Source organism: Oceanobacillus sp. FSL W7-1304, from assembly GCF_037969805.1.
In the GTDB taxonomy this organism is placed as follows: Bacteria; Bacillota; Bacilli; order Bacillales; family Amphibacillaceae; genus Oceanobacillus; species Oceanobacillus profundus.
Map to the genome: position 1 here is coordinate 2281522 of NZ_CP150211.1, position 26241 is coordinate 2307762.

Annotated in this window: 27 protein-coding genes, 1 riboswitch and 1 other annotated feature; of the genes, 12 read left to right on the forward strand and 15 right to left on the reverse strand. The window is 38.5% G+C overall.

Features of this window, described 5'->3' with window-relative positions:
* From NYE61_RS11545 to NYE61_RS11555, 3 genes are read left to right on the forward strand one after another with little or no spacing between them, the layout of a single operon-like run.
* On the forward strand, window positions 1-357 hold the full coding sequence (locus tag NYE61_RS11545; protein WP_095312025.1) for an EamA family transporter: 357 nt from the start codon (window positions 1-3) through the stop codon (window positions 355-357).
* A 6-nt stretch (window positions 358-363) separates the two neighbouring features.
* Window positions 364-1494 (forward strand): dTDP-4-amino-4,6-dideoxygalactose transaminase, encoded by a 1131-nt coding sequence (gene rffA / locus NYE61_RS11550; RefSeq protein ID WP_303448274.1) that lies wholly within the window; start codon window positions 364-366, stop codon window positions 1492-1494.
* A 4-nt stretch (window positions 1495-1498) separates the two neighbouring features.
* The gene (locus NYE61_RS11555; protein ID WP_339317484.1) at window positions 1499-3157 is read left to right on the forward strand and encodes a DUF6044 family protein; all 1659 of its coding nucleotides are present in this window, start codon (window positions 1499-1501) and stop codon (window positions 3155-3157) included.
* Between the two features lie 69 nt (window positions 3158-3226).
* Here NYE61_RS11555 and NYE61_RS11560 read toward each other — a convergent pair whose 3' ends face one another.
* The 3 genes from NYE61_RS11560 to NYE61_RS11570 form a co-directional block, all read right to left on the reverse strand.
* Window positions 3227-3802 (reverse strand): DUF6434 domain-containing protein, encoded by a 576-nt coding sequence (locus tag NYE61_RS11560; RefSeq protein ID WP_303448272.1) that lies wholly within the window; start codon window positions 3800-3802, stop codon window positions 3227-3229.
* Window positions 3803-3998: 196 nt separating this feature from the next.
* Window positions 3999-4589, reverse strand: coding sequence for a 1-acyl-sn-glycerol-3-phosphate acyltransferase (locus NYE61_RS11565; RefSeq protein WP_095312017.1), 591 nt, complete (start codon window positions 4587-4589; stop codon window positions 3999-4001).
* A gap of 169 nt (window positions 4590-4758) precedes the next feature.
* On the reverse strand, window positions 4759-5364 hold the full coding sequence (locus NYE61_RS11570) for an efflux RND transporter permease subunit (RefSeq protein ID WP_303448271.1): 606 nt from the start codon (window positions 5362-5364) through the stop codon (window positions 4759-4761).
* 244 nt (window positions 5365-5608) lie between these two features.
* Here NYE61_RS11570 and csaA point away from each other — a divergent pair, with 244 nt between their 5' ends.
* On the forward strand, window positions 5609-5941 hold the full coding sequence (gene csaA / locus NYE61_RS11575) for a chaperone CsaA (RefSeq protein WP_095312013.1): 333 nt from the start codon (window positions 5609-5611) through the stop codon (window positions 5939-5941).
* Window positions 5942-5990: 49 nt separating this feature from the next.
* Here the strand turns inward: csaA and argS are convergent, their stop codons facing one another.
* The 7 genes from argS to NYE61_RS11610 form a co-directional block, all read right to left on the reverse strand.
* Entirely contained in the window at window positions 5991-7646 is a 1656-nt protein-coding gene (gene argS / locus NYE61_RS11580) for an arginine--tRNA ligase (RefSeq protein ID WP_303448343.1), read from the reverse strand.
* A 79-nt stretch (window positions 7647-7725) separates the two neighbouring features.
* Window positions 7726-7938, reverse strand: a binding site (T-box leader).
* A gap of 49 nt (window positions 7939-7987) precedes the next feature.
* Complete coding sequence (gene safA, locus NYE61_RS11585; RefSeq protein WP_095312009.1) at window positions 7988-8596, reverse strand: SafA/ExsA family spore coat assembly protein; 609 nt, start codon at window positions 8594-8596, stop codon at window positions 7988-7990.
* 324 nt (window positions 8597-8920) lie between these two features.
* Complete coding sequence (locus NYE61_RS11590; protein WP_339315524.1) at window positions 8921-9778, reverse strand: DUF4097 family beta strand repeat-containing protein; 858 nt, start codon at window positions 9776-9778, stop codon at window positions 8921-8923.
* Window positions 9771-10331: a DUF1700 domain-containing protein gene (locus NYE61_RS11595; RefSeq protein WP_303448270.1), complete on the reverse strand. Its 561-nt coding sequence runs from the start codon at window positions 10329-10331 to the stop codon at window positions 9771-9773. Before NYE61_RS11595 ends, NYE61_RS11590 begins: the two co-directional genes overlap by 8 nt.
* Window positions 10324-10647, reverse strand: a complete 324-nt coding sequence (locus tag NYE61_RS11600) for a PadR family transcriptional regulator (RefSeq protein WP_095312004.1) — start codon at window positions 10645-10647, stop codon at window positions 10324-10326. The genes NYE61_RS11595 and NYE61_RS11600 overlap by 8 nt, the downstream gene beginning before the upstream one ends.
* Window positions 10648-11093: 446 nt before the next feature.
* Window positions 11094-12692: an ABC transporter permease gene (locus NYE61_RS11605; RefSeq protein ID WP_303448269.1), complete on the reverse strand. Its 1599-nt coding sequence runs from the start codon at window positions 12690-12692 to the stop codon at window positions 11094-11096.
* Window positions 12692-13606, reverse strand: a complete 915-nt coding sequence (locus NYE61_RS11610; protein ID WP_095312000.1) for an ABC transporter ATP-binding protein — start codon at window positions 13604-13606, stop codon at window positions 12692-12694. Before NYE61_RS11610 ends, NYE61_RS11605 begins: the two co-directional genes overlap by 1 nt.
* A 145-nt stretch (window positions 13607-13751) precedes the next feature.
* Between NYE61_RS11610 and NYE61_RS11615 the strand changes: the two genes are divergently transcribed.
* Window positions 13752-14348 (forward strand): TetR/AcrR family transcriptional regulator, encoded by a 597-nt coding sequence (locus NYE61_RS11615; RefSeq protein WP_303448268.1) that lies wholly within the window; start codon window positions 13752-13754, stop codon window positions 14346-14348.
* 40 nt (window positions 14349-14388) lie between these two features.
* Here the strand turns inward: NYE61_RS11615 and NYE61_RS11620 are convergent, their stop codons facing one another.
* The 3 genes from NYE61_RS11620 to NYE61_RS11630 form a co-directional block, all read right to left on the reverse strand.
* Window positions 14389-14820 carry an NUDIX hydrolase gene (locus tag NYE61_RS11620; protein WP_118889261.1) on the reverse strand — a complete coding sequence of 144 codons (432 nt, stop codon included), beginning with the start codon at window positions 14818-14820 and terminating at the stop codon, window positions 14389-14391.
* Between the two features lie 55 nt (window positions 14821-14875).
* On the reverse strand, window positions 14876-15604 hold the full coding sequence (locus tag NYE61_RS11625; protein WP_095311994.1) for an EcsC family protein: 729 nt from the start codon (window positions 15602-15604) through the stop codon (window positions 14876-14878).
* A 185-nt stretch (window positions 15605-15789) separates the two neighbouring features.
* Window positions 15790-16347, reverse strand: a complete 558-nt coding sequence (locus NYE61_RS11630) for a DoxX family protein (protein WP_095311992.1) — start codon at window positions 16345-16347, stop codon at window positions 15790-15792.
* Window positions 16348-16664: 317 nt separating this feature from the next.
* Here NYE61_RS11630 and NYE61_RS11635 point away from each other — a divergent pair, with 317 nt between their 5' ends.
* From NYE61_RS11635 to NYE61_RS11650, 4 genes are all read left to right on the forward strand, one after another.
* Window positions 16665-17420 carry a GTP cyclohydrolase II gene (locus tag NYE61_RS11635; protein WP_095311990.1) on the forward strand — a complete coding sequence of 252 codons (756 nt, stop codon included), beginning with the start codon at window positions 16665-16667 and terminating at the stop codon, window positions 17418-17420.
* Window positions 17413-18510, forward strand: coding sequence for a bifunctional diaminohydroxyphosphoribosylaminopyrimidine deaminase/5-amino-6-(5-phosphoribosylamino)uracil reductase RibD (gene ribD / locus NYE61_RS11640; protein ID WP_303448267.1), 1098 nt, complete (start codon window positions 17413-17415; stop codon window positions 18508-18510). Before NYE61_RS11635 ends, ribD begins: the two co-directional genes overlap by 8 nt.
* Before the next feature lie 15 nt (window positions 18511-18525).
* On the forward strand, window positions 18526-19101 hold the full coding sequence (locus tag NYE61_RS11645) for an HAD family acid phosphatase (protein ID WP_303448266.1): 576 nt from the start codon (window positions 18526-18528) through the stop codon (window positions 19099-19101).
* 155 nt (window positions 19102-19256) lie between these two features.
* Window positions 19257-19901 carry a GntR family transcriptional regulator gene (locus NYE61_RS11650; RefSeq protein ID WP_095311984.1) on the forward strand — a complete coding sequence of 215 codons (645 nt, stop codon included), beginning with the start codon at window positions 19257-19259 and terminating at the stop codon, window positions 19899-19901.
* A 230-nt stretch (window positions 19902-20131) separates the two neighbouring features.
* Here the strand turns inward: NYE61_RS11650 and brnQ are convergent, their stop codons facing one another.
* Window positions 20132-21490 (reverse strand): branched-chain amino acid transport system II carrier protein, encoded by a 1359-nt coding sequence (brnQ, locus tag NYE61_RS11655; RefSeq protein WP_303448265.1) that lies wholly within the window; start codon window positions 21488-21490, stop codon window positions 20132-20134.
* 279 nt (window positions 21491-21769) lie between these two features.
* On the opposite strand from brnQ, the gene NYE61_RS11660 reads away from it, so the two are divergent.
* A complete protein-coding gene (locus tag NYE61_RS11660) occupies window positions 21770-22939 on the forward strand; it encodes a pyridoxal phosphate-dependent aminotransferase (protein WP_095311980.1) in 1170 nt (389 codons plus the stop codon).
* Window positions 22940-23247: 308 nt separating this feature from the next.
* Here the strand turns inward: NYE61_RS11660 and NYE61_RS11665 are convergent, their stop codons facing one another.
* Entirely contained in the window at window positions 23248-23757 is a 510-nt protein-coding gene (locus NYE61_RS11665) for a PPC domain-containing DNA-binding protein (protein ID WP_240033767.1), read from the reverse strand.
* A 149-nt stretch (window positions 23758-23906) separates the two neighbouring features.
* Window positions 23907-24017, forward strand: a riboswitch (SAM riboswitch).
* 90 nt (window positions 24018-24107) lie between these two features.
* Between NYE61_RS11665 and NYE61_RS11670 the strand changes: the two genes are divergently transcribed.
* On the forward strand, window positions 24108-24929 hold the full coding sequence (locus NYE61_RS11670; RefSeq protein ID WP_095311978.1) for a MetQ/NlpA family ABC transporter substrate-binding protein: 822 nt from the start codon (window positions 24108-24110) through the stop codon (window positions 24927-24929).
* Window positions 24930-25224: 295 nt separating this feature from the next.
* Window positions 25225-26241 carry an ATP-binding cassette domain-containing protein gene (locus NYE61_RS11675; protein WP_095311976.1) on the forward strand — a complete coding sequence of 339 codons (1017 nt, stop codon included), beginning with the start codon at window positions 25225-25227 and terminating at the stop codon, window positions 26239-26241.

Genomic DNA, 26241 nt, shown 5'->3' on the forward strand with positions numbered 1-26241 from the left:
ATGGGTTATTTGTATATTTTTGGAACCATCGCATTTACCGTCTATGGACAGCTCATTTTAAAATGGAAGATTGACCAACAAGGAAACTTGCCAGAGCCATTCATGGATAAGATTATCTTTTTGCTGCAGCTACTCTTAAATCCATGGATTATTTCCGGGTTTCTTGCAGCGTTCTGTGCTGCCCTATGCTGGATGGCGGCAATGACAAAATTTGATATTAGCTACGCTTACCCGTTTATGAGCATATCATTTGTATTGGTGTTTATCTTGTCAGCTTTCCTTTTTCAAGAACCAATCACCATGCAAAAAGCAATAGGTATGGCATTTGTTGTACTTGGAATTATCGTAATGAGGTGATAAAAATTGATTCCTTTTAACCAACCATGCAAAATCGGAACAGAAATAGAAGCTATCCAACATGTTTTAGCAGAGAACAAGTTTTCCGGAAATGGTCCTTTCGGGAAAAAGTGTACAGACTGGTTTGAACGCGGGCTTCCATGTAAACGTGCAATTCTAACGCCTTCCTGTACTGCGGCCTTGGAGATGACTGCATTACTAACAGCGGTCGGGGAAGGCGATGAAGTAATCCTCCCTTCCTATACGTTCGTTTCTACAGCAAATGCTTTTGCACTTCGAGGAGCCTCACTGCGTTTTGTCGATGTAGATCCATCCACGATGAACATTGCGCCAGATCGGATTGCTGCTGCAGTGACAGACAAAACTAAGGCAATCGTCGTTGTGCACTATGCAGGAGTTGCCTGTGATATGGACGCCATTATGGAAATTGCGAACGAGCACAGGCTTTGGGTAATTGAAGATGCTGCACAAGGTGTCATGAGTACCTATAAAGGGAAGGCACTCGGAACGATTGGACACCTTGGAACGTATAGCTTTCATGAAACAAAAAACTATACATCTGGAGAAGGTGGAGCTCTTATAATTAATGACTCATCCCTTATTGAACGGGCAGAAATATTACAAGAAAAAGGAACAGACCGTTCCAAGTTCATGAAAGGAATAGTCGATAAGTATACCTGGCGAGATATTGGTTCCTCTTATCTATTAAGTGAGTTGAATGCAGCTTATTTGGCTGTTCAGCTTGAACATGCAGAAACGATAAATAACAACCGTTTACGTACGTGGGAACAGTATGCGACCGGACTTGGAACCTTAATCGAAGAAAGGATTATAGAGGGACCGCATATACCTGCGGACTGTGAGCATAACGCCCATATGTTTTATATTAAAACGAAAGATGAACAAGAGCGCTCCGAGCTCATTTCTTATTTAAAGGAAAATAATATGATGGCTGTCTCCCATTATGTCCCATTACATTCAGCAAAAGCTGGACAAGAGTTCGGGAAATTTATCGGGAAGGACCAGTACACAACGTCGGGTAGTGAAAGAATCGTTCGACTGCCACTTTATTATGGAATAAATACGAAGGATGTCAGCCATGTTATCGAAACGATTAAACTTTTTTATCAAAAATAAATACATGTTGATTGCGTGTATTATCCTCATAGGATATCTCCTCCCCTATTACCTTTTAGGTGAGGACACGCATATTCGTTTGCATGATAATTTAGATTCAAATATCGTATGGTATAAAATTCTTGCCGAGAGTGGACAGATTTTCACATTGACAGATACCACATTGCCAAACGTAATCAATGGTTTACCAAGAAGCGCCCTTCCTTCCGGATTCGATGCTGTCGTATGGCTTTATGTGCTTTTTGAACCAATGACAGCTTATAGTATCAGTCAAACGATTATGCGGTTTGCTGCGCTTTTTGGCATGTATTTTCTACTGTCGAAGCATATTTTCCGAGCAGGCTCTAATACATACATACACATCATTACAGTTGGAGCTTCTCTAGGGTTTGCAATGCTTCCCTATTGGCCATCAGGGGTTTTATCAATTGCTGGTATCCCACTAGCGTTGTATTTGTTTTTAACAATTCGAAAAAATGGTTGGGATGTACCGAAATATCTTTGGATTCTTTTATTCATCATCCCATTCTTTTCGAATTTTGTACTTAGCTTTGTCTTTTTCCTTGGATTACTAGGCATTCTTTGGTTGATTGACTGGATAAGGTCAAAACAAATAAATTGGCCATTTTTCACTGCAATTACTGCCATGACAGGCATCTATTTAATCAAAGATTATTTGCTTATCGTATCCATGTTTTTTGATGAGGGCTTTACTTCCCATCGTGATGAATTAGACCTTGGTTATAATACGTTCGAACGCAGTGTAGAACTATCGTGGGAAAACTTTCTCTACGGTCATACCCATGACATGGCATTACAAACGTATCTGATCATCCCAACGATTTTATTAGCCTTACTCATTGCAGCATTTAGCAATGTAAAGCCGAGGCTGTTGATGAGCTTTTTCGTATTTAACTTCGCTGTTTCTGTTTGGTATGCATTTTGGTATTGGGAAGGCTGGCGAATGGTGAAAGACAATTTCTCACTAGCAAATACCTTCAACTTTGCTCGTGTGCATTTTCTCGATCCGCCAATTTGGTATATTTGCTTCGCACTAGCACTTGTAATTTTGTGGAAGCATTTAAAATTTGGGAAAGCTATTGCCTGCATTCTAATTTTACTCCAGTGTTTCCTAGCATTCGGATCTACAGAGGAACTAAGATACGGTGCCATTAACACACCAACGTTTAAAGAATTTTATGCTGAGGAACTCTTTGATGAAATTGAGGAATATATTGCAAGGGATCAATCGGATTACCGGGTTGTGAGCATTGGCATGCACCCAACCATCGCACAATATAACGGATTCTATACACTTGATACGTACAACAACTCCTTTCCACTCGAGTATAAGCATGCATTCAGAGAAGTTATTGCTGGAGAACTAGATAAAAGCGCAACATTAGAAAACTACTTTGATACATGGGGTGGTAGATTATATATGTATGTCGCTGAGCATGGTAAAGATTATATGTTTACAAAAAATAGGGATGGAGCTATCGAGCAGCTGGATATCGATACAGAAGCATTGAAAAACCTAGGTGGAGACTATATTCTTTCAGCTGTTCCTATTGAGAATGCGGAAGAACTTGGACTCCAGCATGAGCAAACCTTTGAAACTGATTCATCTATTTGGCGAATTGAGCTTTATTCAGTGTCTTAGGGGGAAATAGAAAAAACCAGCATACGAACGGGCAGTATGCTGGTTTTTCTACACTTGTTATAAGGCTTGCTACAAAGATGAATGCTTAGAGATGTATTTATTGCTTCCCGGGAGTTTTTTTATCGTATTCCAAGCTTCAATTGCTTCCTTGCGACTTTTCCCTTGATTACTAGGGTCGCCAAAAAAGTCGTGAATAAATTGATTGTATTCAAATTGAGGTGCAATTTGTTTCTTGTACGATGGATCTTTCTTTCGTTCTTCCTCTTTATACCAAGCTTCTACAGCATCTCGATACGTTTTTCCGATATTGTTTTTGAAATAGTTTTGGATATAAGTAGAAAAATGAAAGTCAGAGATAACGGTTTTGAAAAAAGCTCTTACTTGTTGACTGCAACGATGATTTTCTGAAATAACTGTATCAAGGCTCAATTCAATCTGTAGCGCTGCTCTGTTCCCTTTTGCTTTTCGAATTGGTTTTTTTATCTCTCCTGTACGAAGGAAAGTCTCAATTCTGTTAGAAATCTCTATTTTGGAACCTGAAGCACTTATTCCGTTTTCTCTGCAAAATATTTGGAGTTCTTCTTTTAACCAATAGAAATCTTTAAAACTTTGGATACTCATGTCTGTTGTTAAATTAGGCCTCAACAATATCGCCTCCATGTTTGATACCTAATTTCATTATAGAACTCTTGTTCCGAACCATCAATAAACATCACGCAATCTTAAATTCAAGGAGTACAAGTTACTATAAGTACCTTTCACTTGGAAGTCGCCTGCTTTACAAGAATATCCTAATAGGTAGAGTACCTATCACTTTTAAGCTGTGAACAGGTACTTTATATTATAATTCGATCTCTTTCTGCAGGCGATTTAATTCCGCGTTCAATTCATCCATCATCATTTCCATCGCTTCTTTTTTCGGGTGATCTTCAGACAAGTAAATGGGTTCGCCGTAAATAATTTTTGCTTTTTTTCTTTTAAATAGTTCCGTGAAATTATTTGGTCCTGTATAAGCAACAGGAACAATCGGAGCTTTCGAATGTGTCGCTATCGTTACTGCCCCTCTTTTTAACGGCGCTTCTTCACTTGTTCTCGTTCCACTAGGGAAAATCCCAACTACTTTGTTATCCTTTAGTAATTTTCGCGGTGTTTTTATCGAACTTGGGCCAGGGTTTTCACGATCAACCGGAAAGGCGTGTAAGTTTTCCATTAGCCATTTTGTAAAACCTGTTTGGAATAACTCCTTCTTTGCCATATAATATATCTTGGTGGGTAATACCGATACGCCTAACCACAATATATCAACCCATCCTGTATGGGTGCATGCTATAATATATCCTCCGGATTGAGGTAAGTTTTCTTTTTGATATACCTTGATTCTGCCAAATAAACTTAAAATGAACTTTAATAAATAAGCTGCAAAATAATACATGGCTTATTCCTCTTTTCTATAATAATAGTATATATCTATTTTAGCATATAGTATTAGTAACTGGTACTAATTTTTATGTGAATGCTGATTGTTATTTTACATTATAGCTTGAAAATAGCAATCCATAAAAAATTCCTCCCAATTCTATTTTGGAAGGAACTCTTATCTTTTATACCGCTTGATCCTCTACTGTCTTTTGTTCTTTACTCCTTGGTTTAAACAATCGACCGAAACCATTTCCTATTGCATTGAATGTACGGTAAACTGCTGGAACTAAAACCAATGTAATCAATGTTGCAAACATCAGTCCAGAAATAACTGCTGTCGCCATTGTTGCTTGATAATTCCCAGTTGTTCCGGTTGCTAATGCAAGTGGCAGCATACCACCAACCGTTGTAAAAGTCGTCATAAAAATTGGCCGAATACGATCTTTACCCGCCCTGACTACTGCATCATTCACAGGAATACCTTCTCTGCGCAATTGGTTTGTTCGGTCAATAAGTAGAATCGCATTATTTAATACAATCCCAATAAGCATGATAATCCCCATACCTGACAGGATACTTAGCTCCCGCTGTGTGGCGAATAAACCTAAAACAACCCCGACAAAGGCCATTGTAATAACCGACATTACAATAATTGGATGTGCTAAATGGTTAAATTGCACGGCCATTACTAGGTATACGAGGAAAATAGAGATAACGAAGATAAGAATCATATCGGTTAGGAGCTCCTGTTGTGTGGACTTAAGACTTATTGAATAAGATAGAATCATACGGACAGTTATACCAGGAAAAAGTAAAAGAAGTGTAACACTTGGAAAATGTCACACTTCTTTACAGAATAATTATTGTATTTTTTCTTGAGTGATAGTTGGCTTTTTAATATTGCCTTCATTTTTATCACTACGGTACTGTTTTTGACTGCTATATAAAATAACTAAGTATTATATTTTTTCAATTATGAAACACTTGTAGTATAGTAATAGAAAAATATTCAAGGATTGGAGCGTATTTCACATGGCAACAATTGAAGACTTTCAAAAATTAAATATTCGAATTGGTACCGTCATCCATGCTGAGCTTTTTAAAGAAGCCCGGAAACCTGCAATAAAGCTAGAAATTGATTTTGGAGCAGAAATCGGCAAGAAAAATTCATCCGCTCAAATCACAGAACGGTATACTCCCGAACAATTAATCGGCCGACAAGTCGTTGCAGTCGTGAACTTTCCACCAATGCGTATTGCTGGGTATAAATCAGAAGTATTGGTACTTGGAGGTGTTGCAGGTGAAAATGACGTTATCCTGCTTGCGCCAGATGAAGTCGTGGAAAATGGTACGCCGATTGGGTAAGGATTATTCTCCCCTCTGTTGACTTCGAGGGGAAGTTAACCCAAGCAAATTACATCTCATCCGGAGCTTTCACTCCAAGCAATCGCAATCCTTCTTTTAAAACAATGGTTGTCGCTTTTACCAATCCAAGTCGACTTTCTAGTTCCTCATCCTCAGATAAAATTTTAATATTCCCATAGTATTTATTAAATTCCTGCGATAGATCAATAAGGTATTTGGCAATTTGGGAAGGCGCCTGGTAATTAAAGCTTCGCTCAATGGCTGCCGGAAACTCCATTAACAATTTCACAACAGACCAGCTATAGCTATCATTTAAGCCTTTCGTTGCTGTATCCTCATATTCGGCTTTTCTCAAGATGGAACAGGCTCTTGCATGTGTGTATTGTACATAAGGTCCAGTTGCTCCTTCATATTTCAGCATATCTTCCAATGAGAACTCAATATTATTTTGTCTGTCATTCTTTAAATCATGGAAAATAATCGCCCCAACTCCCACCACTTCTGCTATATCTGCTTTATTTTGTAAGCTTGGGTTTTTCTCAGCAATAATCTGTTCTGCGAGTCGAATCGCCTCTTGAATAACTTCTTCTAATAAAACGACCTTCCCTTTTCGCGTAGACATCTTTTTTCCATCTTTCAGGATAAAACCAAATGGAATATGTGTTAATTGCTTTGCCCAATCGTATCCAAGCTTTTGGAGCACTAAGAAAATTTGCTCAAAATGCAAGCTTTGCTCGTGACCAACAACATAATATGATCTTTCAAATTCATAGGTTTCCTGTCTATAAACAGCAGCGGTTAAATCTCTCGTCGCATAGAGGGTTGCACCATCTGACTTCTTGATTAAACAAGGTGCTAAGTCATGTTCAGCTAAGTCTACCACTTCTGCTCCATCGGATACTTGCAGCAGGTCACTTTCCTCCAGACGGCTGACGATTCGCTCCATTTTATCATTATAAAACGCTTCCCCATGGTAGGAATCGAAATGAACTCCTAATAAATTATAAATTTTCCCGAACTCTTGGAGAGATTCATCTCGGAACCACGTCCAAAGGGAAAGAGCCTCTTCATTACCATCCTCCAACTTTTTGAACCAAGCTCTTGCATCGTCTTCTAACCTTGAGTCGTTTTCCGCTTCAGCATGAAACTGTACGTACAGCTTTAGCAGTTCTTGAATTGGCTCCTCTTTTACACGCGCCTCATTGCCCCATAATTTATATGCCACGATGAGCTTTCCGAATTGTGTGCCCCAATCACCAAGATGATTAATTCGAATCGCTTGATAGCCACATTTCTCAACAATATTTGCAAGTGAATTACCAATTACGGTTGAACGTAAGTGCCCCATTGAAAAGGGCTTTGCAATGTTTGGAGATGAAAAATCAATTGTAATATTTTTCTTTTCAGCATAATTTATCGAACCATATGCCGAACCATCCTTAAGGATGGATGTTAAGGCATGTTTACTAACCATTCTTTTATTTAAAAAGGCATTGACATACGGACCATCCGCGACAACCTTCTCCAAGATTGGATGGTCTATTTTTTCTGCTAACTCTTGCGCAATTATGTTTGGAGCCTTTCTCAATTCCTTAGCAAGTGTAAAACATGGAAATGCTAAATCACCTTGCTCCTCAAACTTCGGCTTTTCGATTAGATTCATAACTTCTCCCAGCTTTAGCAGACCGTTTAAATGTACGGTCATTTCCACTGCATATGCTTTTACGGCATCCATTATTTTCAGCCTCCTTTTCATCAGTAAACACAAAAAAATCCCGCCTCTATATAGAGACGAGATTACCCGCGGTACCACTCTTATTGTTCATCAAAACCAACTCATAAATGGATAACGGCCATTACCCGACTACACCCTACTCTGTTGCATTTCGGGCTGTTTCTCAGAAGTCCGCTTCATTAGGATAGAACGATCGGGCTCACACCATCCCCCAACTCGCTTGCGTTACCATCATAACTACTCTCTTCATCATCGAATTCAATATAATTTTCGTTAGTATATATGAATTCCAACTAAAAATCAACATCTATTTATTTTTTCATAAACATTTGTGTCCAGTAGTGACCGGACTTCACATAACCGACACCAATATGCGTATAATCTTTACTTAAGATGTTCGCTCTGTGACCTGAACTGTTCATCCAAGCATTAACAACTTGCTGTGCAGTGCTTTGACCTTTTGCAATGTTTTCACCAGCTGATTTGTAGTTGATTCCATAGTTTTTCATCATCGTAAACGGTGATCCGTATGTAGGACTTGTATGACTGAAATATCCTTTGTCTTTCATATCTTGCGACTTATGCTTTGCAACTCTAGCAAGCTCCCAATCATATTTCAATGCAGGTAGTCCAGCCTTTGCTCTTTCCGCATTTACGAGCTTGATCACTTCTTGTTCCACTAGATCGTCACTATTTGTTGGAATCCGCAAGCTTTGTCCTGGATATATAAGATTTGGATTTTTTAATTGTGCATTCGCTTTGATAATCTCACTCACTCCTGTTTGAGTTTTCAGAGCGATTTTCCACATTGTATCACCAGGAACTACGGTATAAGAACTAGCTGCAAACGCAGCAGTTGGTACTAGTAATGATATTGAAATAACTAACGCAAAAATGAATGTGCTAATCTTTTTGAACATATTTATATCCTCCTTATTTCTATGTTAATAGGATATATAGTTTCATAGAAAAAATCATTATAAAAAAATTGGATGTATTTTTACAGAATGATTACGTAAAGATTACGCATTAATATCAAACGCTCTTGAAACACCTTTTTAGTAAACCTGGCATTCGTGAAAGTGATTCTTAGAAAATGCATTTTGCTTTCTCATAACCTCTTATACTCTTAAATGCAAGCCTTAGGCACTTATGCAGATAGAAAAAGTTTTATACTTTCTTACCTGCCAAAAAATCGCGTTTAAATTAGCTGAAAATCTAATTTAAACGCGATTACACAATCTCTATTTTTCTACTGTAATACTACCGTTATCGGTTGTTAGCTTAATAAGATTATCTCCATTCCCTACAACTGTATCCCAATTAGAATTACCAAAGATTTTTACACTCCCATTATCTACCTTCACATCAAAAATGGCATTTGTCGGTTCATTTTCCGCTTGGATATTTATTTGCCCATTATTGGTGCTAAAATCAATCGGACGATCTAAGTGTTCCGTAATTAGAGTAATTTTCCCGTTGCTTGTTCTTCCTGTAAGCTCTCCATCTACATTTTCTAAGTGTATTTGTCCGTTATCTGCTTCACTCGTAACATGTGTACTTTGAATATCTTGCAGTTCAATCCGACCATTGTTCGTTGTTACGTGCAATTCCTTTACATCTAATTCACTCGCATTCGCGCGCCCATTGTTCGATGATATACGGATGTCATTGGCTTCCAAACCATTAGCATCGACACGTCCATTATCTGTTTCGACTTGAATAGAATTATATGTTTTTTCCGGAACATAAACTGTCAATTTCGAAGATTGAATTGAAAAATCAAAGTTAAAAAATTTATACCATCTTTCTTTCACATTAACAGCAAGCGTATCCTCTTTTACATCTGCTTTAACTTCATACTTCTGATTGTTTTCACTGTTTCCAATAAATTCAACCGTTGTAAATTCGTCACTTGTCGGTAAAACTTCTACTACAGCATTATTTGTCTGAATAACAATGTCATCATAATTCTCTTCATGTAATTCAGTTGTTTCTGGGACAGTCGTTTCAGCAATGGATCCAACTGTGAAGATTGTTCCGATGATACCAACTAACAGCAAGACTAGTGCAGTTACAGCTATTTTTTTAACATTAAGCATCTTTCATTCCTCCTTTAACAATGCGCATATTAAATTTCAAGTACCGAACAAATCCGTTTGTCACTGCACGAGTTGCAAAATACATTCCAACACCAATGAACAATCCAAGACCTGTCAATCCAACGGAGAAAAATAAATCAAAAAACTGGAATGCCTCTGGATACATTACCGTATTTATCATGACAAGTAATGGAGAACCAATAAAAGCAACGGTGACCGCCCAACCGGAGACTATCAGTGCTGCCAATGCAATAAATGGCCCCAGCACAATGACCAAATTGAAAAATCCTAACCCGATCAAAGCCCAAACTGCACGAAATATATTCACTGTCGTCGCAGTTTCTTCTACCTTTTCCACATGGTAGGTCGCTACTAAATCTTTCGCAATTTGCTGTGGCGAACCTAGCGAATCTGCAATTTGTTCTTCCGTTTTTCCTTCCTCAAATCCCATTGCAAAATGTTCCTCAAAGTCTTGCAAAATATCCTCTCTCTCTTGAGCAGGAAGCTTTTTTAAAGAGGCATTTAATTTCGCAAAAAATTGTTCTTTATTCATCCAAATCACCTTCTTTAATTAATTGATTTACTCCGTTCGTAAACTCTCTCCATTCCTGGAGTAACTCTTGGTAATATATTCTTCCATTATCCGTTAGCTTATAATATTTACGCGGTGGCCCCTCTGTTGATTCCTTTAGATATGTTGTAAAATAGCCTTCCTTCGTTAATCTTCTTAGAAGGGGATACACAGTCCCTTCAGAGATATCAATCTGATCCGAAATTTTTTGCACAAGCTCATACCCATAACGATCTTTTTTATCAAGCAAAACTAAAACACACAGCTCTAATACACCTTTTTTAAATTGGACGTTCATTGATTACATGACACCTCATCTCTCTAACTAGTACTATTCATTATATAGTACTGACTTATAACAAGTACCTCTACAGAAAAATATACCACACGGTACTGTACATTGCAAGGTACTGTTTTATAAATTTACATTACAGAAAAAAGACCTCCAGCTCTTAAACTAGAAGCCTTATCTTATTATGCATTCAAAATTAAAAGTATCTCTGGTCTCTTCACTGTCTTTGGTACTTTACTTTTAACCCTTTAAAAGTGTTCTCCATTTCGGGAAAGTACCTGATGATATTTTCATGAATAAATTACTATACCTAAAGTTCTAAGAACAAACTTATGCCAAATTCAGCGTCTTGCTTCCGATCTACTTTGAACGTTCAGCAATTTTATTGTGAACTTCTTCAACATTTCCTATCTTAACTTCAGCAATGCTCTAAAGCGATCACTAAATTTAGACTACCCTTGAATATCCCTGCGATTATAACCAACAAACCCAATCACAGTTAACACTATCGCAATACCAACTAAAATCAAAACCCGCATAAAATCCATATCTTCTGTTGGGATTTGTGGTGTATGATGAAAGGCTGAAAGATTATTAAGCCATTCTGGAAACTCGAGAATATCGCCAAGATAAATCACCACAAAACCAAAAATAACATAAAGCCATGTGAAACTCGCTGCCTTTGGTGCAATACCGATAAAGAAGACTGCCAGACCTATTAAAATCCACATTGCTGGCAAATAGACAAGTGCTGAAGCAAACGTTGTATCAAATGCTAACGCATCATCAACAACCATCACGCCAACAGACCAGAGCCCTGTCGCAACAAGCGCCTGCATGACAAAGCTTGCAATCATACTAAGGCATACATAGCTTCCCAGTACACGCGAACGTGAAACAGCACGACTATAATAATTTTCTGTCAGATGCTTATTTTCCTCACTTTTCAACTTCAACACCGTCATCACAACTGGAACCGTACTAATCAATGCCATAATTGCCATAAGCAGGACAATAAACTGTTCCATCATGGAATTATCTCCCTCAGCTAAAAAGGCTTGAACAAACTCATTATCGGAAAAATATACTTCTAAATCCCCTAAAATTGCTCCGAATGAGGCACTAAGCAAAAATATACCTATTGCCCAAGCAATCAGGTTTGTTCGCTGCAGTCTAAAAGCAAGCCCCATTGTTGTTTGTAAAAAGACGGATGCACTCCTCTTACCTGCTCGTTCTGGAATAAATCCTGATTCCAAATCACGAATCGCATTCAAATAAAAGGCTACAAGCCCTAACACTACCGCAACAGCTAGCATGACATAAACTGGCCACCAATGGTTTTCTACAAATACTTCCGTCCTTACTGTCCAGCCGAGTGGTGATACGAGTGAAAGTGCCTCACTGCTGACATCTCCACTTGCCCGGACGAGATATGCCGCTATTAAAGTTCCAAATGAAAGCATCGTGGAACCTCTTGATGTTTCCGCAAGCTGGGCGAATAATGCGGTAAAGCCTGCAAAAACAAGTCCTGTCGCTCCTAGAGTCACTCCATACAAGTAGGCCCCTTGTACAGCCATGCCGTCGATATCTAACAAAAGGATGCCCGTTCCAATCAAAACGGCTACTAGCACATTCGTTACTACTGCAACAATCGCCGCTCCGTTCAAGTACGCTAAACGACCAACTGGCAAGGAACGAATCAGTTCTACACGACCATCTTCTTCGTCTGCTCGTGTACTCCGTCCGACGAGTAAAATATTCATTATTGCAACTGCAATCGTCGTAAAAAGCAACATTTCATGCGCAAATAAAGATCCAATGGTTGCATAATCTTCATAACCAACTCCAAGCATTGCGATCATCGCCGGATTTTCCATCGTTAAAACAAAAGCAGCACGCGATTGTTCGTCTGGGTAGATATCGGGATACGCCACAGCTGTTGCGAGTGTTACTGCAATTAATCCAACTAGCCATAGGAGTAGCTTGAAGCGATTTTGCCGCACCATTAATTTCGTCAAATAACCTGTTCCGGTAAAAAGCTTTTGCGACATTACCTGAGCCCTCCCATTTCAGAAGAAACACGTTCCTCTCCTTGATAATGACGCATAAATAAATCCTCTAACGTTGGAGGTGCACTTTCCAATTTAACGATTCCAAATTGACTAATATGGCGGATTATGGCATCCATCTCTTCTGTATCAACTTGGAAGGATAGATTGTGCCCCTCTTTTTCCAAGTTATGAATACCTGTGAATTCCTCCAGATTTGTAATCAGTTCTTTCGTTTGAATTGTTAAATTTGTCCGAGTGAGATGTCGCAATTCATCTAATGTCCCTCGTTCTATAATTTTGCCTTCTCGAATAATCCCAACTCGATCACATAACCTTTCTACCTCTGATAAAATATGACTTGAAAGCAGCACACTTTTCCCCGCATCTTTCGCTTCCTGCACACATTCTTGAAATATCCGCTCCATTAATGGATCGAGCCCTGATGTTGGCTCATCTAAAATATACAAATCCGCATTCGATGCAAAAGCAGCAATTAATGCAACTTTCTGCCTGTTCCCTTTCGAATAAGTTCGACTTTTTTTCGTTGGATCAAATTTAAACCGTTCCATCAATGCCTCTTTTTTACCTTGATTTTTAGCACCTCGCATTTTCATAAACAGATCAATTACTTCACCACCTGTTAAATTGGGCCATAGATTCACATCTCCAGGAACGTATGCAATTTTTTTATGCAGTTCAACAGCATCTTTCCATACGTCTTTTCCAAAAATATGTGCTTCCCCTGCAGTTGCCTTTAACATTCCGAGTAAAATCCGGATTGTCGTTGATTTCCCTGCACCATTTGGTCCTATAAACCCATATACCTCACCTTTATTTAATTCCAAATCTACTCCATCCAAAGCAGTAAATTTCCCAAATCGCTTCGTTAAGCCTGTCGCTTTTAAAATTGGCATATTTCATTCTCCTCTTTTAGTTATGAAATATTTTAACTTATATAGTTCATAATATACAAAACAAATGCTTTATGCAACCAATTTATGAAAGATGTTTATTGTTTTATTACATATTTTTTATTAAACTACATATGAGGTGAACAATATGGACGGATTTGAACGTCGCAGGGAATTAAAGAAAAAGGACATTTTAGAAGCCGCACTTGAATTATTTATGAAATATGGTGTTCAGAAGGTTTCGATAGCAGAGATTGCGAAAGAGGCAAACGTGTCACAGGTTACAATATATAATTATTTTGACAGCAAAAATAATTTAATCCATCTCGTTTTTAAATTTTATGTTGATCAGATCTGGGATGAAATGAAAGTATTGCTTGCAAGTAATCTTCCCTATGAAGATAAAATAAAACAGATGATTTCCTTTGAAAAAAACATGGCCAACCATTCGATGAATAATAAATTTTTTCAAGATCTCCTAAAGGATTATGCAACAGGGCAAAGCTATGTGGAGGAGGTTTATCTAAAGGAAGGCTTGCCATTACTCATTGAGTTTGTAAACGATGGAAAGAATCAAGGATTTATTGATCCATCGTTATCAAATGAAGCCATATTATTTTATTTACAAATGTTTCAGGAATATATGCAGCGTGATGATGTTGTTCATACATTACTTCCTTTATCAGAGGATCTTACAAAGCTATTCTTTTATGGGATTGTTGGCAAGAAGGAAAAACAATCGTAAAAGACACAGAACAAAAGCTCAAGGCATGCACCTTGAGCTTTTAAAATTCAATAAGAAATGGTTGGATGTTTTCATCCAAACAATATTCAATCCGTTGTCTGAAGTTATCCCAAGTCACCTTATCTAGAGCTTGTTCTATTGGGAAGAATCCTACTTCCAGGCTTTCTGGAGAGGTCGTTAACTTGCCTCCGATTGGCTTAGCTAAAAAAAGTGTATTGCAAATTGACTTTGTTACATTTTGAAAAATCCCACAGAACTTTATTATTTCTATTTCAATTCCGGATTCTTCCTTTGTTTCTCGAATTGCAGCCTCTCTTACAGGCTCCCCTTCCTCAACTTGTCCACCAGGCATTTCCCAGCCTCTTCTAGGTCCTTTAATTAATAAAATTTCACGTTGATCGTTTATTACTATTGTTGCTGCTGAAACAATATGCTTTGGTGGTGTATAAATCGGATACTGTGTCTGCTCCATAACCCTTCCCCCATCTCCCATTATTACTATTTTATATAACATGAACTCCACTTATCTAATAATCCAACGGGCCACCCGACTCTAAAACCCGCATTCGATACGCATTCATCGCCGTTTCTGCAAGCTGATCCATTAAATTATAGTTGGCATAGGCACCAACAATTGCCCCAAAGCCGGGAATTAATTGGAACATCTTGATTAAGTCAATATGATCCCGGTATTCTTGTTGGAATACGCGCCAGTCCATGTCGACAAGCTTATCCTTTTGATTCTCCCAGTTCTCCACAATAAACAATGTCTCTCTTCGCTTGTCTTCACTAGAGAACGCAAGCTGAAAAATATGAAGAAGAAATAAACGTTCTTCATACTTACTCGTGTCAAACCCATAAACTGCTGCTGCTTCAAAAAGGAATTTCATTTTAATGGTCAACAGCAATGGAAAATCCGCAGCTCCAAGCAAAATGCCGCCAGCTCCGGTTCCCGCACCTTCTATTACTGCTGTTTTGCGATACGAGGTATGTTTTTCTCTTAGCAGCTCGTCCCGTTCAGCAAGACCGCCAGTTATTGCGAGCTGTTTTTTCGTCGTCCAATTTGAGCCGACCAACGTTGCCTTAACCATATGTTTAATACTATCTGTAACAATCCCATGTACTTTCTCCGGAATCCAACTATTTATTTTATTTTGTGCCTGTTTAGATAACTTATTGAACATCCCAGACCGCTTCATAATCTTTAATCGCCAAGCCTGGACCTCTTCATATGCTTTCATTTCATAATCTTTCATTATTAAATCATCCTCTTGCATTATTATATGTAGTTATACGTTATGCAGAAGGAAATAGTTCCATTTATCATAATCATTCTTATTAAGCTGAAAAACACTTTTCTAAATCCAAATAACTCTATTGATAGAAAAAAAACGGCTAAGCCAATTTGACCTAACCGTTTGATTGTTTAAAAAGCTATTCGTTATTTGCGCCTTATACTCCATGGAGTTCCAAGCTTTGGCAATGCCCAGCGATCAACACCATACCAGCCAGCAACCTTCCATGCTAACACCAATAGCATTGCAATTAGGAGCATTACTGGATTTGAGCTAACTGTACCTGCAAGTAAAAATGAAATATTCATAAGTGCACCAAAAAAAGCAGCAATTCCAGTTAAGAAACCGACAATTAATCCAATTCCAACTAACAATTCTCCCCAAGCAACGATGTAAGAAAATATGCTTGCATTCGGAATGATAACCGAATCCAAGAACCAAGCATACCACCCCGCTACTCCACCTTCTTCAGCAAGTGACATTACACCCGTCATGTAGCCTTCAAGGGCAACTCCGGCATTAGATCCAGTCCAAGCATCGTCCGTTACTTTACCAAATCCAGAAGTAACCCATGTATAGCCAATATAAACACGTAATATTAGCCAAATCCAAGCGGACTTTGTATTGGAAAATAACCACCTAGATAATGGATTTTCTTCAATAAATACTTCTTTTCCATACTTAGAATCTCGTAATTCTACCATTTTATCTCCTCCTAAATATTTGTCTTACTATTCCTATAATATCCCCATTTTTCGACATATGAAACATTATGACCAACTACTTTCGAAAACTTTATACTTGTCCATTTACTTAAAAATACTGTATAAGCATCGTATGAATTCAGTTAAAGAAAAAAGGCAAAGTAAATGACATCTATTACAGAGTTTGCATATACTAATCGATACAATCCAATTTCACAAGGAAGTGAAAAGTATTAAATAAATATAATCCAAGGAAATAAAATTGAAGCTAGAGCCTTTTTTAATTATACTAAATGAGAGTGAAAGGAGATTTTACAATGGGACAAATAAACCTAGAATCAAAAGCTTTTTCTATTTTAAAAGATAAAATTGAATTAATACGATCTGAGGATCGAGCTATATATTTAGTAGGACCAATCCAGCTTCCGGTGAATTTATATGGAGAGACTGTTGTCTTTCAGTGGTACTGTTGGTTGAATTGCGAGGAAATTACGGAGGATTACCAAAAGATAATAGATAAACTATCTACCGCAAACCTGGCAGAATTTCAGCAATCCAGCGTCCTCGTTTATGGAGACTTTAAGAATGCAGACGATGCGCTAATCCGTATGCACTCCATTTGCCACACTGGGGATATTTTTGGCAGTAAGCGTTGTGACTGCGGCTTCCAATTAAAGGAATCCTTGAAAAAAATTAAAGAGCACGGGACTGGTGCATTATTCTATTTAGCGAATCATGAAGGAAGAGGTATTGGTCTATTTAGCAAAGCAATGGCTTATGTGCTGCAGGAAAACGGCTATGATACAGTAGAAGCTAATGAACAGCTTGGATTCGTGAATGACTCAAGAAACTATGATGATGCTATTCGTGTTCTAAAAACTTTACGCACAAAACCAGTAACGTTAATTACAAATAATCCATTAAAGCTGGAAGCATTGGAGAATGCTGGCATGCATGTATCTGGGCGCACACCGCTTTGGGGAGATGTTTCGGAGTACAACGAAAAATACTTGCAAACGAAGATTACAAAATCCGGTCATCTCAAAGAAGAAAGGACTTGCTTGAATGACTAACGATGCATTTTATATGGATCTCGCTTTAAAAAATGCCCAAGCCATGAAAGGACAAACAGACCCCAACCCCCTTGTTGGTTCTGTCATCGTTAATGATAATCGTATCGTTGGTGTTGGAGCACATCTTAAGGCAGGCGAAGCCCATGCTGAAATAAACGCTTTGCGAATGGCTGGCGATAAGGCAAAGGGCGGTACTATTTATGTAACACTTGAACCTTGTTCCCATCATGGGAGAACTGGTCCATGTGCAGTCGCAATCGCTGAAGCTGGAATTAAAAAGGTTGTCATTGCAACACTCGATCCAAATCCGATTGTTGCCGGGAATGGTGTAAAAATTTTAGAAGATGCAGGGATCGAAGTAATTACCGGTGTGATGGAAGACGAAGCACGTAAGATGAATGAGGTTTTCAATAAATACATTGTGACGAGAAAACCATTTGTCACTTTAAAGGCCGGAATCACCTTAGACGGAAAAGTAGCTTCCCATACGTTTAGCAGCAAATGGATAACTTCTGAGGAATCAAGGCAGGATGTTCATCAGCTGCGAAGCGAAAATATGGCTATCCTTGTTGGTATTAATACCGCGCTCAAGGATGATCCTGCACTAACTGCACGAATTCAAAATGGCAGAAACCCCATTCGTGTCATTATGGATTCCAGCCTAAAAATTCCCCTGGAAGCTCAGGTTATTACGGACAAACAAGCAAAAACAATTATTTTTACTAGTCAGCGCTATGACAAAGAGAAACGGAAAATGTTAGAGGATTTAAATGTAATTGTTGCAGAAACAAGTGGCATCGAACATGTAAATTCACTTGAAGTTGTAACGACGCTTGGTGAACAAGGGATCTCTTCTCTATTTATTGAGGGTGGCGGCAATATAAATGCCACGTTTCTGGAGAATAAGCTTGTCGACAAAGTTATCCTCTATTTTGCACCGAAGCTAATTGGTGGCAAAAATGCACCAACCTTTTTAGAAGGAACGGGTATCGATCAAATGACCGATGCCGTGAATTTAATTAATACCGACATTCAGCGGATTGGTCAGGATTTTAAATTTATCGGTTACCCGAACTACGATAATGAATAACTAAGGAATGATAAGGTGAAATTTGGTTTTGATATTGATGATACACTCATTAATTTACGGGAGCATGCCTTCCATCTCTATAATAAAAAATTGAAGCAAACGGTCGGCATCGATGTCTTTCAAAACATTTCAAGTGTAGAAATCCATGAAGCATTTGGACTATCGGACGACGAAGGAAAAGAAATGTGGAACAGCTCCTTGGAAGAAATCTATTATACATCATGCCCGATTTTCCCGGGTGCTGTAGAAGCATTACATACACTTACCCGGGCTGGTCACGAGGTTTACTATATTACCGCTAGACCAAAGGAACATGGCGAACGAACGAAAGCCTGGATGCAACAGCAAGGCTTCCCTGTTGATGATAGTCGATTTTTCTATGGTATGCAAGATGAAGAAAAGCTGGATATCATCAACCAGCTTGAACTAGATTATTATATAGATGATAAACCAGTCGTACTTGAAACATTGCGAAACAGCACTACCAAGGTCTATGTAAAAGACCAAAGCTATAACCGCCACTTGCAAGATATTCCAAGGGTAGTTGCTTGGACAACTTTCGTAAAGAGCATACTGAATAAAAATAAGTGAGCAGGCTGCATTAAATTGTCTGCTCACTTATTTATAGTTATGGCGGTAGATTCAGATTTTTTCTCCTGCGATATATTGCATATTCCAAAATGAGGAATTTTCATGTATACTATTGATTAAAGCTTTTAAATTTCTTCTGGAGGGTGTGAACTGCATTGCCAATACCAACGAATCACTTAAAACCTGTTCGCTTATCTGCAAAGAAAAACGCATTCAACCAGCTTCAACAGTGGATTATTGACGGAACCTTACTTCCAGGTGAAAAATTAAATGACACGGAGCTTGCTAAAGCGTTAGGTGTCAGTAGGACGCCAATTCGCGAATCCTTGCAATTGCTGGAATTCCAAGGCTTTGTAAAAATGTATCCTGGTAAGGCAACACAGGTTACAGAGATAGAAAAGGAGTCCATTAATGACATTCTTCCACCTCTAGCTGCATTACAGGCATTATCTGCAGAGTTAGCTGTTACAAATTTGACTCAGGAAACGTTGGAATTACTTAAAAAGACAAATCAGCAATTTTCCGACGCGATTCAGTCAGAAAATTACTATTCTGCCTTGAAGGTTGACGAGCAATTTCACAAAATTATTGTTGATACAGCAGGAAATACATATATACAAGCAATACTTGATTCCTTACAAGCACATGTACGAAGGCTCTTTTTCCATAATTCCATTGTACTGACTAACAATTCGATTGATGACCACTGGAAAATTATTGAGTTAATGGAAAAGAGAGATACCGAAACTCTCTCTGCTGTCATGAATGAAAATTGGCTTCGTACACTGGATGCTTTTTAATTATACCAAACGATTTCAATCTGGCTTCATCGATACTCACAGCTATGGTGATTCGCTTTTGGTTTAATAATCAGACTCAATTGTAATACAAATTCGCACTTGATTCGGAGCATTCATTTACTTCAGGTGTGCACTTCTTTCTACTGCCTGCTCTGGCCATCTGTCCAAAACCAGCTCTACATACAAAAACCCGAATCCCATTTTAGGGGATTCGGGTTTTCATTTCATTATTAGACTTCCTGTGTTGATCCTACATTAACTACTTTAGCAATAATACCTGTAATAATAATAACAATCGCTGCGGGGAGCAACCAGCCCAGCCCTTGATTATAGAATGGCAGAACTGATTCATAAAAGTTTAATACCGGGTTCATCCAGCTGAAATTATCTATTCCTAGCGAATCACAAAGTGCCACTAAACCATCAAATATACTAATTAAGAATGTAACTGCAATCGTTGCTACATAAACCATACGAGCATGGTTAAATAGTGGAGATACAAATGTCAAAAGCATTAATACAATTGCCAATGGATATAGGAACATTAAAACCGGAATCGAGAAGGTAATAATATTCGCGAGCCCAAAGTTTGCAACAACAAATGTTAACACACTAAAGAAAACAACCAATACCTTATAGCTAAGCTTTGGAAATAATGTATTAAAATACTCTGCATTGGCTGTTATCAACCCGATTGCTGTTGTTAAACAAGCAAGGATGATCATGATTGCAAGCATAATAGATCCAAACGTTCCAAAATAATGTGATGCAGCACCACTCAATACTGGACCACCAGTATCAAATAAACCTAGTGTTTCTGTACTCGTAGCTCCTAGTATTGCAATTCCTACATAAATAATCCCAAGTAGCGTAATTGCAATAACCCCTGTTCTTGCTGTCGCAGAAAGAATTCCACTTTTTGAGGTAATACCCAATGCACGAATTGCGTTAATTACGATTATCCCGAACACAAGTGACGCTAAAGCATCCATTGTATTATAGCCTTCCAGGAAACCTGTCACAAATGCACCACCTTGATAGGCTTCTTGCGGGTTCTGCATCGCACCCATTGGATTGAATATAGCAACCAACAACAGAATAACAAGCAATACAACTAATGCTGGAGCCAATATTTTCCCTACATTGTTGACTATTTTCCCTGGATATAATGAGAATAAAAGTGCTACCGCGAAGAATAGAATCGTGAAAACAAGTAAACCTGTCTGTTGTGCACCTTCGCTAATAAATGGCGCGATTCCAACCTCATATGCCACCGTCCCTGTTCTTGGAGCTGCAAAGAATGGGCCAATCGTTAAATAGAGCAATGCCGTGAAGAAAATACCATACACAGGGTGAACTCTGCTAGATAATTCTTGAAGGTTCCTACTACCTGAAAAGCCCATTGCCAGAATCCCAAGTAACGGCAATCCAACACCTGTTACTAAGAATCCAATAATTGCTGGCCAAATGTTTGACCCTGCATATTGTCCTAACTGTGCTGGGAAAATTAAATTACCAGCCCCAAAAAATAATGCAAACAGCATAAAACCGATTGCTAGATATGATGAAAAGGTTATTTTATTATTCATCGAATGTTCCCCCTCGTCGCTAATTAAGCTCGTCTATTTAATTAAAATTTTTCGACAATTTACTCGAGCCATGTTCTATTGATTGATGTTGATAATCATACTATTTTCCTAACAAAAATGCAATATATTACAGAATATTTTTTGATATTTTTCAAAATATCCAAACAGATTAGCCACTATAGTTTTTTATACGACAATTTTTCATTGCTAGACAGAACCATTAAAAGATTATAGAATTTACTCAACAATTCATCTTATTAGTAAAGAAGGTCATATCAAATGGAATTTTCGAATCGTTTAAAAGGGTTGCCTGCGCAATTTTTTGCAACACTCGTTCAAAAAGTTACAGCAGCATATGCAGAAGGTCGCGATGTTATTAATCTAGGACAGGGAAATCCCGATCAACCAACCCCTGCTCACATCGTTAAAGCATTGCAACAATCTGCCCAAGAGCCGATTACACATAAATATTCCCCATTCCGCGGAACAACCGAATTAAAACAGGCAGCAGCTGATTTCTATAAAAAAGAATACAACGTTGACTTGGATCCGGAAACAGAGGTTGCTATTTTATTTGGAACAAAAATTGGATTAGTAGAATTACCGCTTGCTTTAATGAATGACGGTGAATTGCTTTTGCTGCCTGACCCTGGCTATCCAGATTATCTATCAGGCGTCGGATTGGCAAATGTGCGTCATGAAACAATGCCATTACTACGAGAGAATAATTTTTTACCAGATTATGATAGTCTTAGTTCTAGCCATTTAGATAAAGCAAAACTTCTTTATTTAAATTATCCAAATAACCCTACAGGTGCAACTGCTTCGAAAGCCTTTTTTGAAAAAACGGTGAAGCTGGGCGAAGAGCACTCCATTGGAATCGTACATGATTTTGCTTATGGAGCAATTGGTTTTGACGGGAATAAACCAATTAGCTTTTTGGAGGCAGAAGGTGCAAAGGATGTTGGAATTGAACTTTATACGCTTTCGAAAACGTATAATATGGCCGGCTGGCGTGTCGGATTTGCAGTAGGCAACAAGGAAATGATAGAGGCAATTAATCTATTACAGGATCATTTATTTGTTAGTATTTTCCCAGCTGTCCAGCATGCTGCAGCTGTCGCGTTATCAGATGACCAAGCATGTGTTGAAGCGTTAGTTGCACTTTACGAAGGTCGCAGAAATACATTAATAGCTGAATGTCAACGAATCGGCTGGGAAGTCGAGGCTCCAAAAGGATCCTTCTTTGCCTGGCTGCCAGTTCCGGATGGTTTTACAAGTGAAACATTCGCTGATTTTCTGCTAGAAAAAGCAGATGTGGCAGTAGCTGCCGGAAATGGCTTCGGATCATTTGGTGAGGGGTATATCCGAATTGGCTTGCTCGTTGAAGAGCAGCGTATCAAGGAAGCTATTCAGCGTATTGAAAAACTTAATATTTTCCCTAAATAACCAACTCATAAAAGGTGATCGTAAAGTTATAGCTCGATTAAGATCCCCTTTTATGGTTCATTCTTGTTCGGCCACTGAGGCTGGGACAAAAGTATTTTTATGAAATAAAAACCGAACATGATTGGTGCAAATAACTCGCTCCGGAAATATAATTCGCGCATCCAGTGGTGGCTGGTGACCCCCCCCTGCGCTATCGCACTACGGTGTCTCACCTATGCCTTACCTCCCGCTGGAGTCTACGTATAATTCCTGCGCTAAGCTTATGCATCGTTCGTCTTTAACATTAAACACTTCTGTATGTCCCAGCCTCAATTTTTCGATAGGTTATACGTCACGTTCTTTCCATGCTCTACAGGATAAAACTGATTCCCGCCTGTCTCTTCATCGTACTTTCGGTTGAAGCTCATCCCTTCAATAGCCGTAAGTACAAGGTCTACTGTAATAACGGGGTTTTCCCCTTTTACAAGATGACCGCCGAAAACATTTCCTTCTTGATCACACATCGTACCGTGAAAGTGAATATCATAGTCACCATCACGCTGACATACAACCCCAGTCCCTTGTAAAAACTCAATTGGTCCTTGTCTTACCTGCAAATCTCCATAGCCAGCACCAACTTTTGATTCACTATTTGCTATTAAATATAAATAACCGGCTTTCTTAAAGCTGCCAAAACAGCTGCTGATTACAGCTGATTCAATATCATTTTCTTGACATAGCCGCTCAATTCCGGTTAGAAGATCCGTTTCTGCTAATAACCTAGCCGCAAGAACTGTTCCTGCTTTCCCTTTTGCAAAATGTGCACGACACAATGACACAATTCATCTCTCCCACTCCCGAAACTGAAAATTCTAATTATCTCAATAATAAGGGGAGTCCCAAAAGAAATGCAAGAATAAATAAAATAAGTATTGACTGAATTAGAATTATACGTTAATTTAAATAAATAGAATTGAATAGACTACATCTCTTATCAAGAGTAGCTGAGGGACTGGCCCGATGAAGCTCGGCAACCTTTTATGTTACAGCATAGAAAGGTGCTAAATCCTGCAAAACATAACGTTTTGAAAGATGAGAGAGGACCTCTGTATATATACAAGCCTCTCTTTCTTTTAAAGAGAGGCTATTTAATTATCAGCAAGTTTACTATATTACAGGGGGTAACAAAATGAAAAAATTTGGAATTGTGTTATCAATTATTTTATTAGCTGGAGTACTAGCTGCTTGTGGTAATGACGCCTCTGGCAGCACCGACGCACTAAATGAGGATAAAATAGTGGTTGGTGTTACTGCTGGTCCGCATGAACAAATTGTAGAAGCTGCTGCTGATGTTGCTGCTGAAAACGGACTTGAGGTGGAACTAAAAGTATTCTCTGACTATGTCCTACCGAATACCGCATTATCTGAAGGCGACTTAGATGTGAACAGTTATCAGCATGAGCCATTCTTAGATCAATTTAATGAGGATCATGGGACAAGTTTAGTGCCGGTTGGTAAAACTATTTTAAACCCAATGGGTGTTTACTCTGAAACATATGAGAGCATCGATGATATTCCGAATGGTGCAACATTTGGCCTTCCAAATGACCCAACAAACGGTGGTCGTGCACTATTTATTTTGGAAGAAGCCGGGATTATTACGTTGGAAGAAGACAAGAAAGAGACAGCTTCCATTCATGATGTTGTAGATAATCCGAAAAACCTGGAATTCATTGAATTAGATGCAGCACAAATTCCAAATCAACTTAGCGAAGTCGATGCAGCTGCAATTAATACGAATTTCGCTTTAGGAGCAGGTATTAGTCCAAAAGAAGATTCAATTCTATTAGAATCCACCAATTCTCCATATATAAACTATATCGTTGTACGTGCTGAAAATGAAAATGACCCAGTCGTTAAAAAATTCGTTGAAGCATATCAATCTGATGAAGTGAAAGCATTTATTGAAGAAGAATTTCAAGGCTCTGTAATTCCAAGCTGGGATGAATAAGTAAATAAAAGCGGAAGCGCCCGGTTATCAACATACCGACTGTGCCCCGAACTTTGGGATGGTTCTGCCTGTCGAACATTCTTACGGAGGAGATTCACTCCAAAGTATAAGATGATCTATGACTTTCTCTTCTACGGGCGGAAGTCAAGTTCATCTAAAAGGAAACATGCCCCTTTAGGCGTATGCCGATGTTAGGCGTAGAAATAATTCAGCCAAATTTTATACTTCAGTATTTTAACAAAAGAATGTTGCGACTACTGGAGCAGCATTCTTTTTCGAAAGGAATGTAGGTTAGATGATCAAATTAGAAAACATCACGAAAGTTTTCCCATCTAAAAATGGGGACGTAACAGCTGTAAATAATGTTAACCTTCATGTTAAAAAAGGAGAAATCCACGGCGTAATTGGTTATAGTGGTGCGGGGAAAAGTACATTAATTAGGCTTGTCAATTTACTTGAAAAGCCTACGAACGGAAGTGTCTCAATCAACGGAACCGAATTGACCTCCCTGCCACCAGAAAAACTGCGAAAGACGCGGCAGAAGGTTGGAATGATTTTTCAGCACTTCAATCTATTAAAAACTGCAACAGTTTATGACAATATCGCAACTCCATTAAAACTTCTTGGCTATGATAAACAGGAAGTGAAGAAGCGTGTTGAAAAATACTTGAAGATTGTTGATTTAGCAGAAAAGCAAAACAGCTATCCTTCTCAACTATCTGGTGGGCAAAAGCAACGGGTCGCTATTGCTAGAGCATTATCACAAGAACCAGAAATACTTCTCAGTGATGAAGCAACAAGCGCTCTTGACCCAGAAACAACAAACTCGATTCTCGACTTACTTCTAAAAATTAATGAAGATCTCGGAATAACGATTTTACTTATTACCCATGAAATGAATGTTATCCAAAAAATATGCGATTATGTGTACGTGCTTGAAAAAGGTGAAGTCATCGAACAGAGCTCAAGCATAGAACTGTTCACCAACCCACGTAAGCATACGACGAAGAAATTCTTAGATACCATTTCCCAACGTAAATTATCAGCATCACTTATTTCTCAATTGAAGCTGAATGGCACTGTTACAAGACTTACATTTATCGGTGAAAACACAGGACAGCCTCTACTTTCACAGGTAAGTCAAAAATTTAATGTGGAACCAAATATTCTAACGGCAAACATTATGGAACTAAAGAATGGCATCGTTGGAAACTTAGTCATTCACCTTGTTGGTGAACCAGAACAAATCAATGCATCCTTGCAATTCCTAAACGAACAAGGTGTCGCAACAGAAGAAGTGGAGGGAGAATAA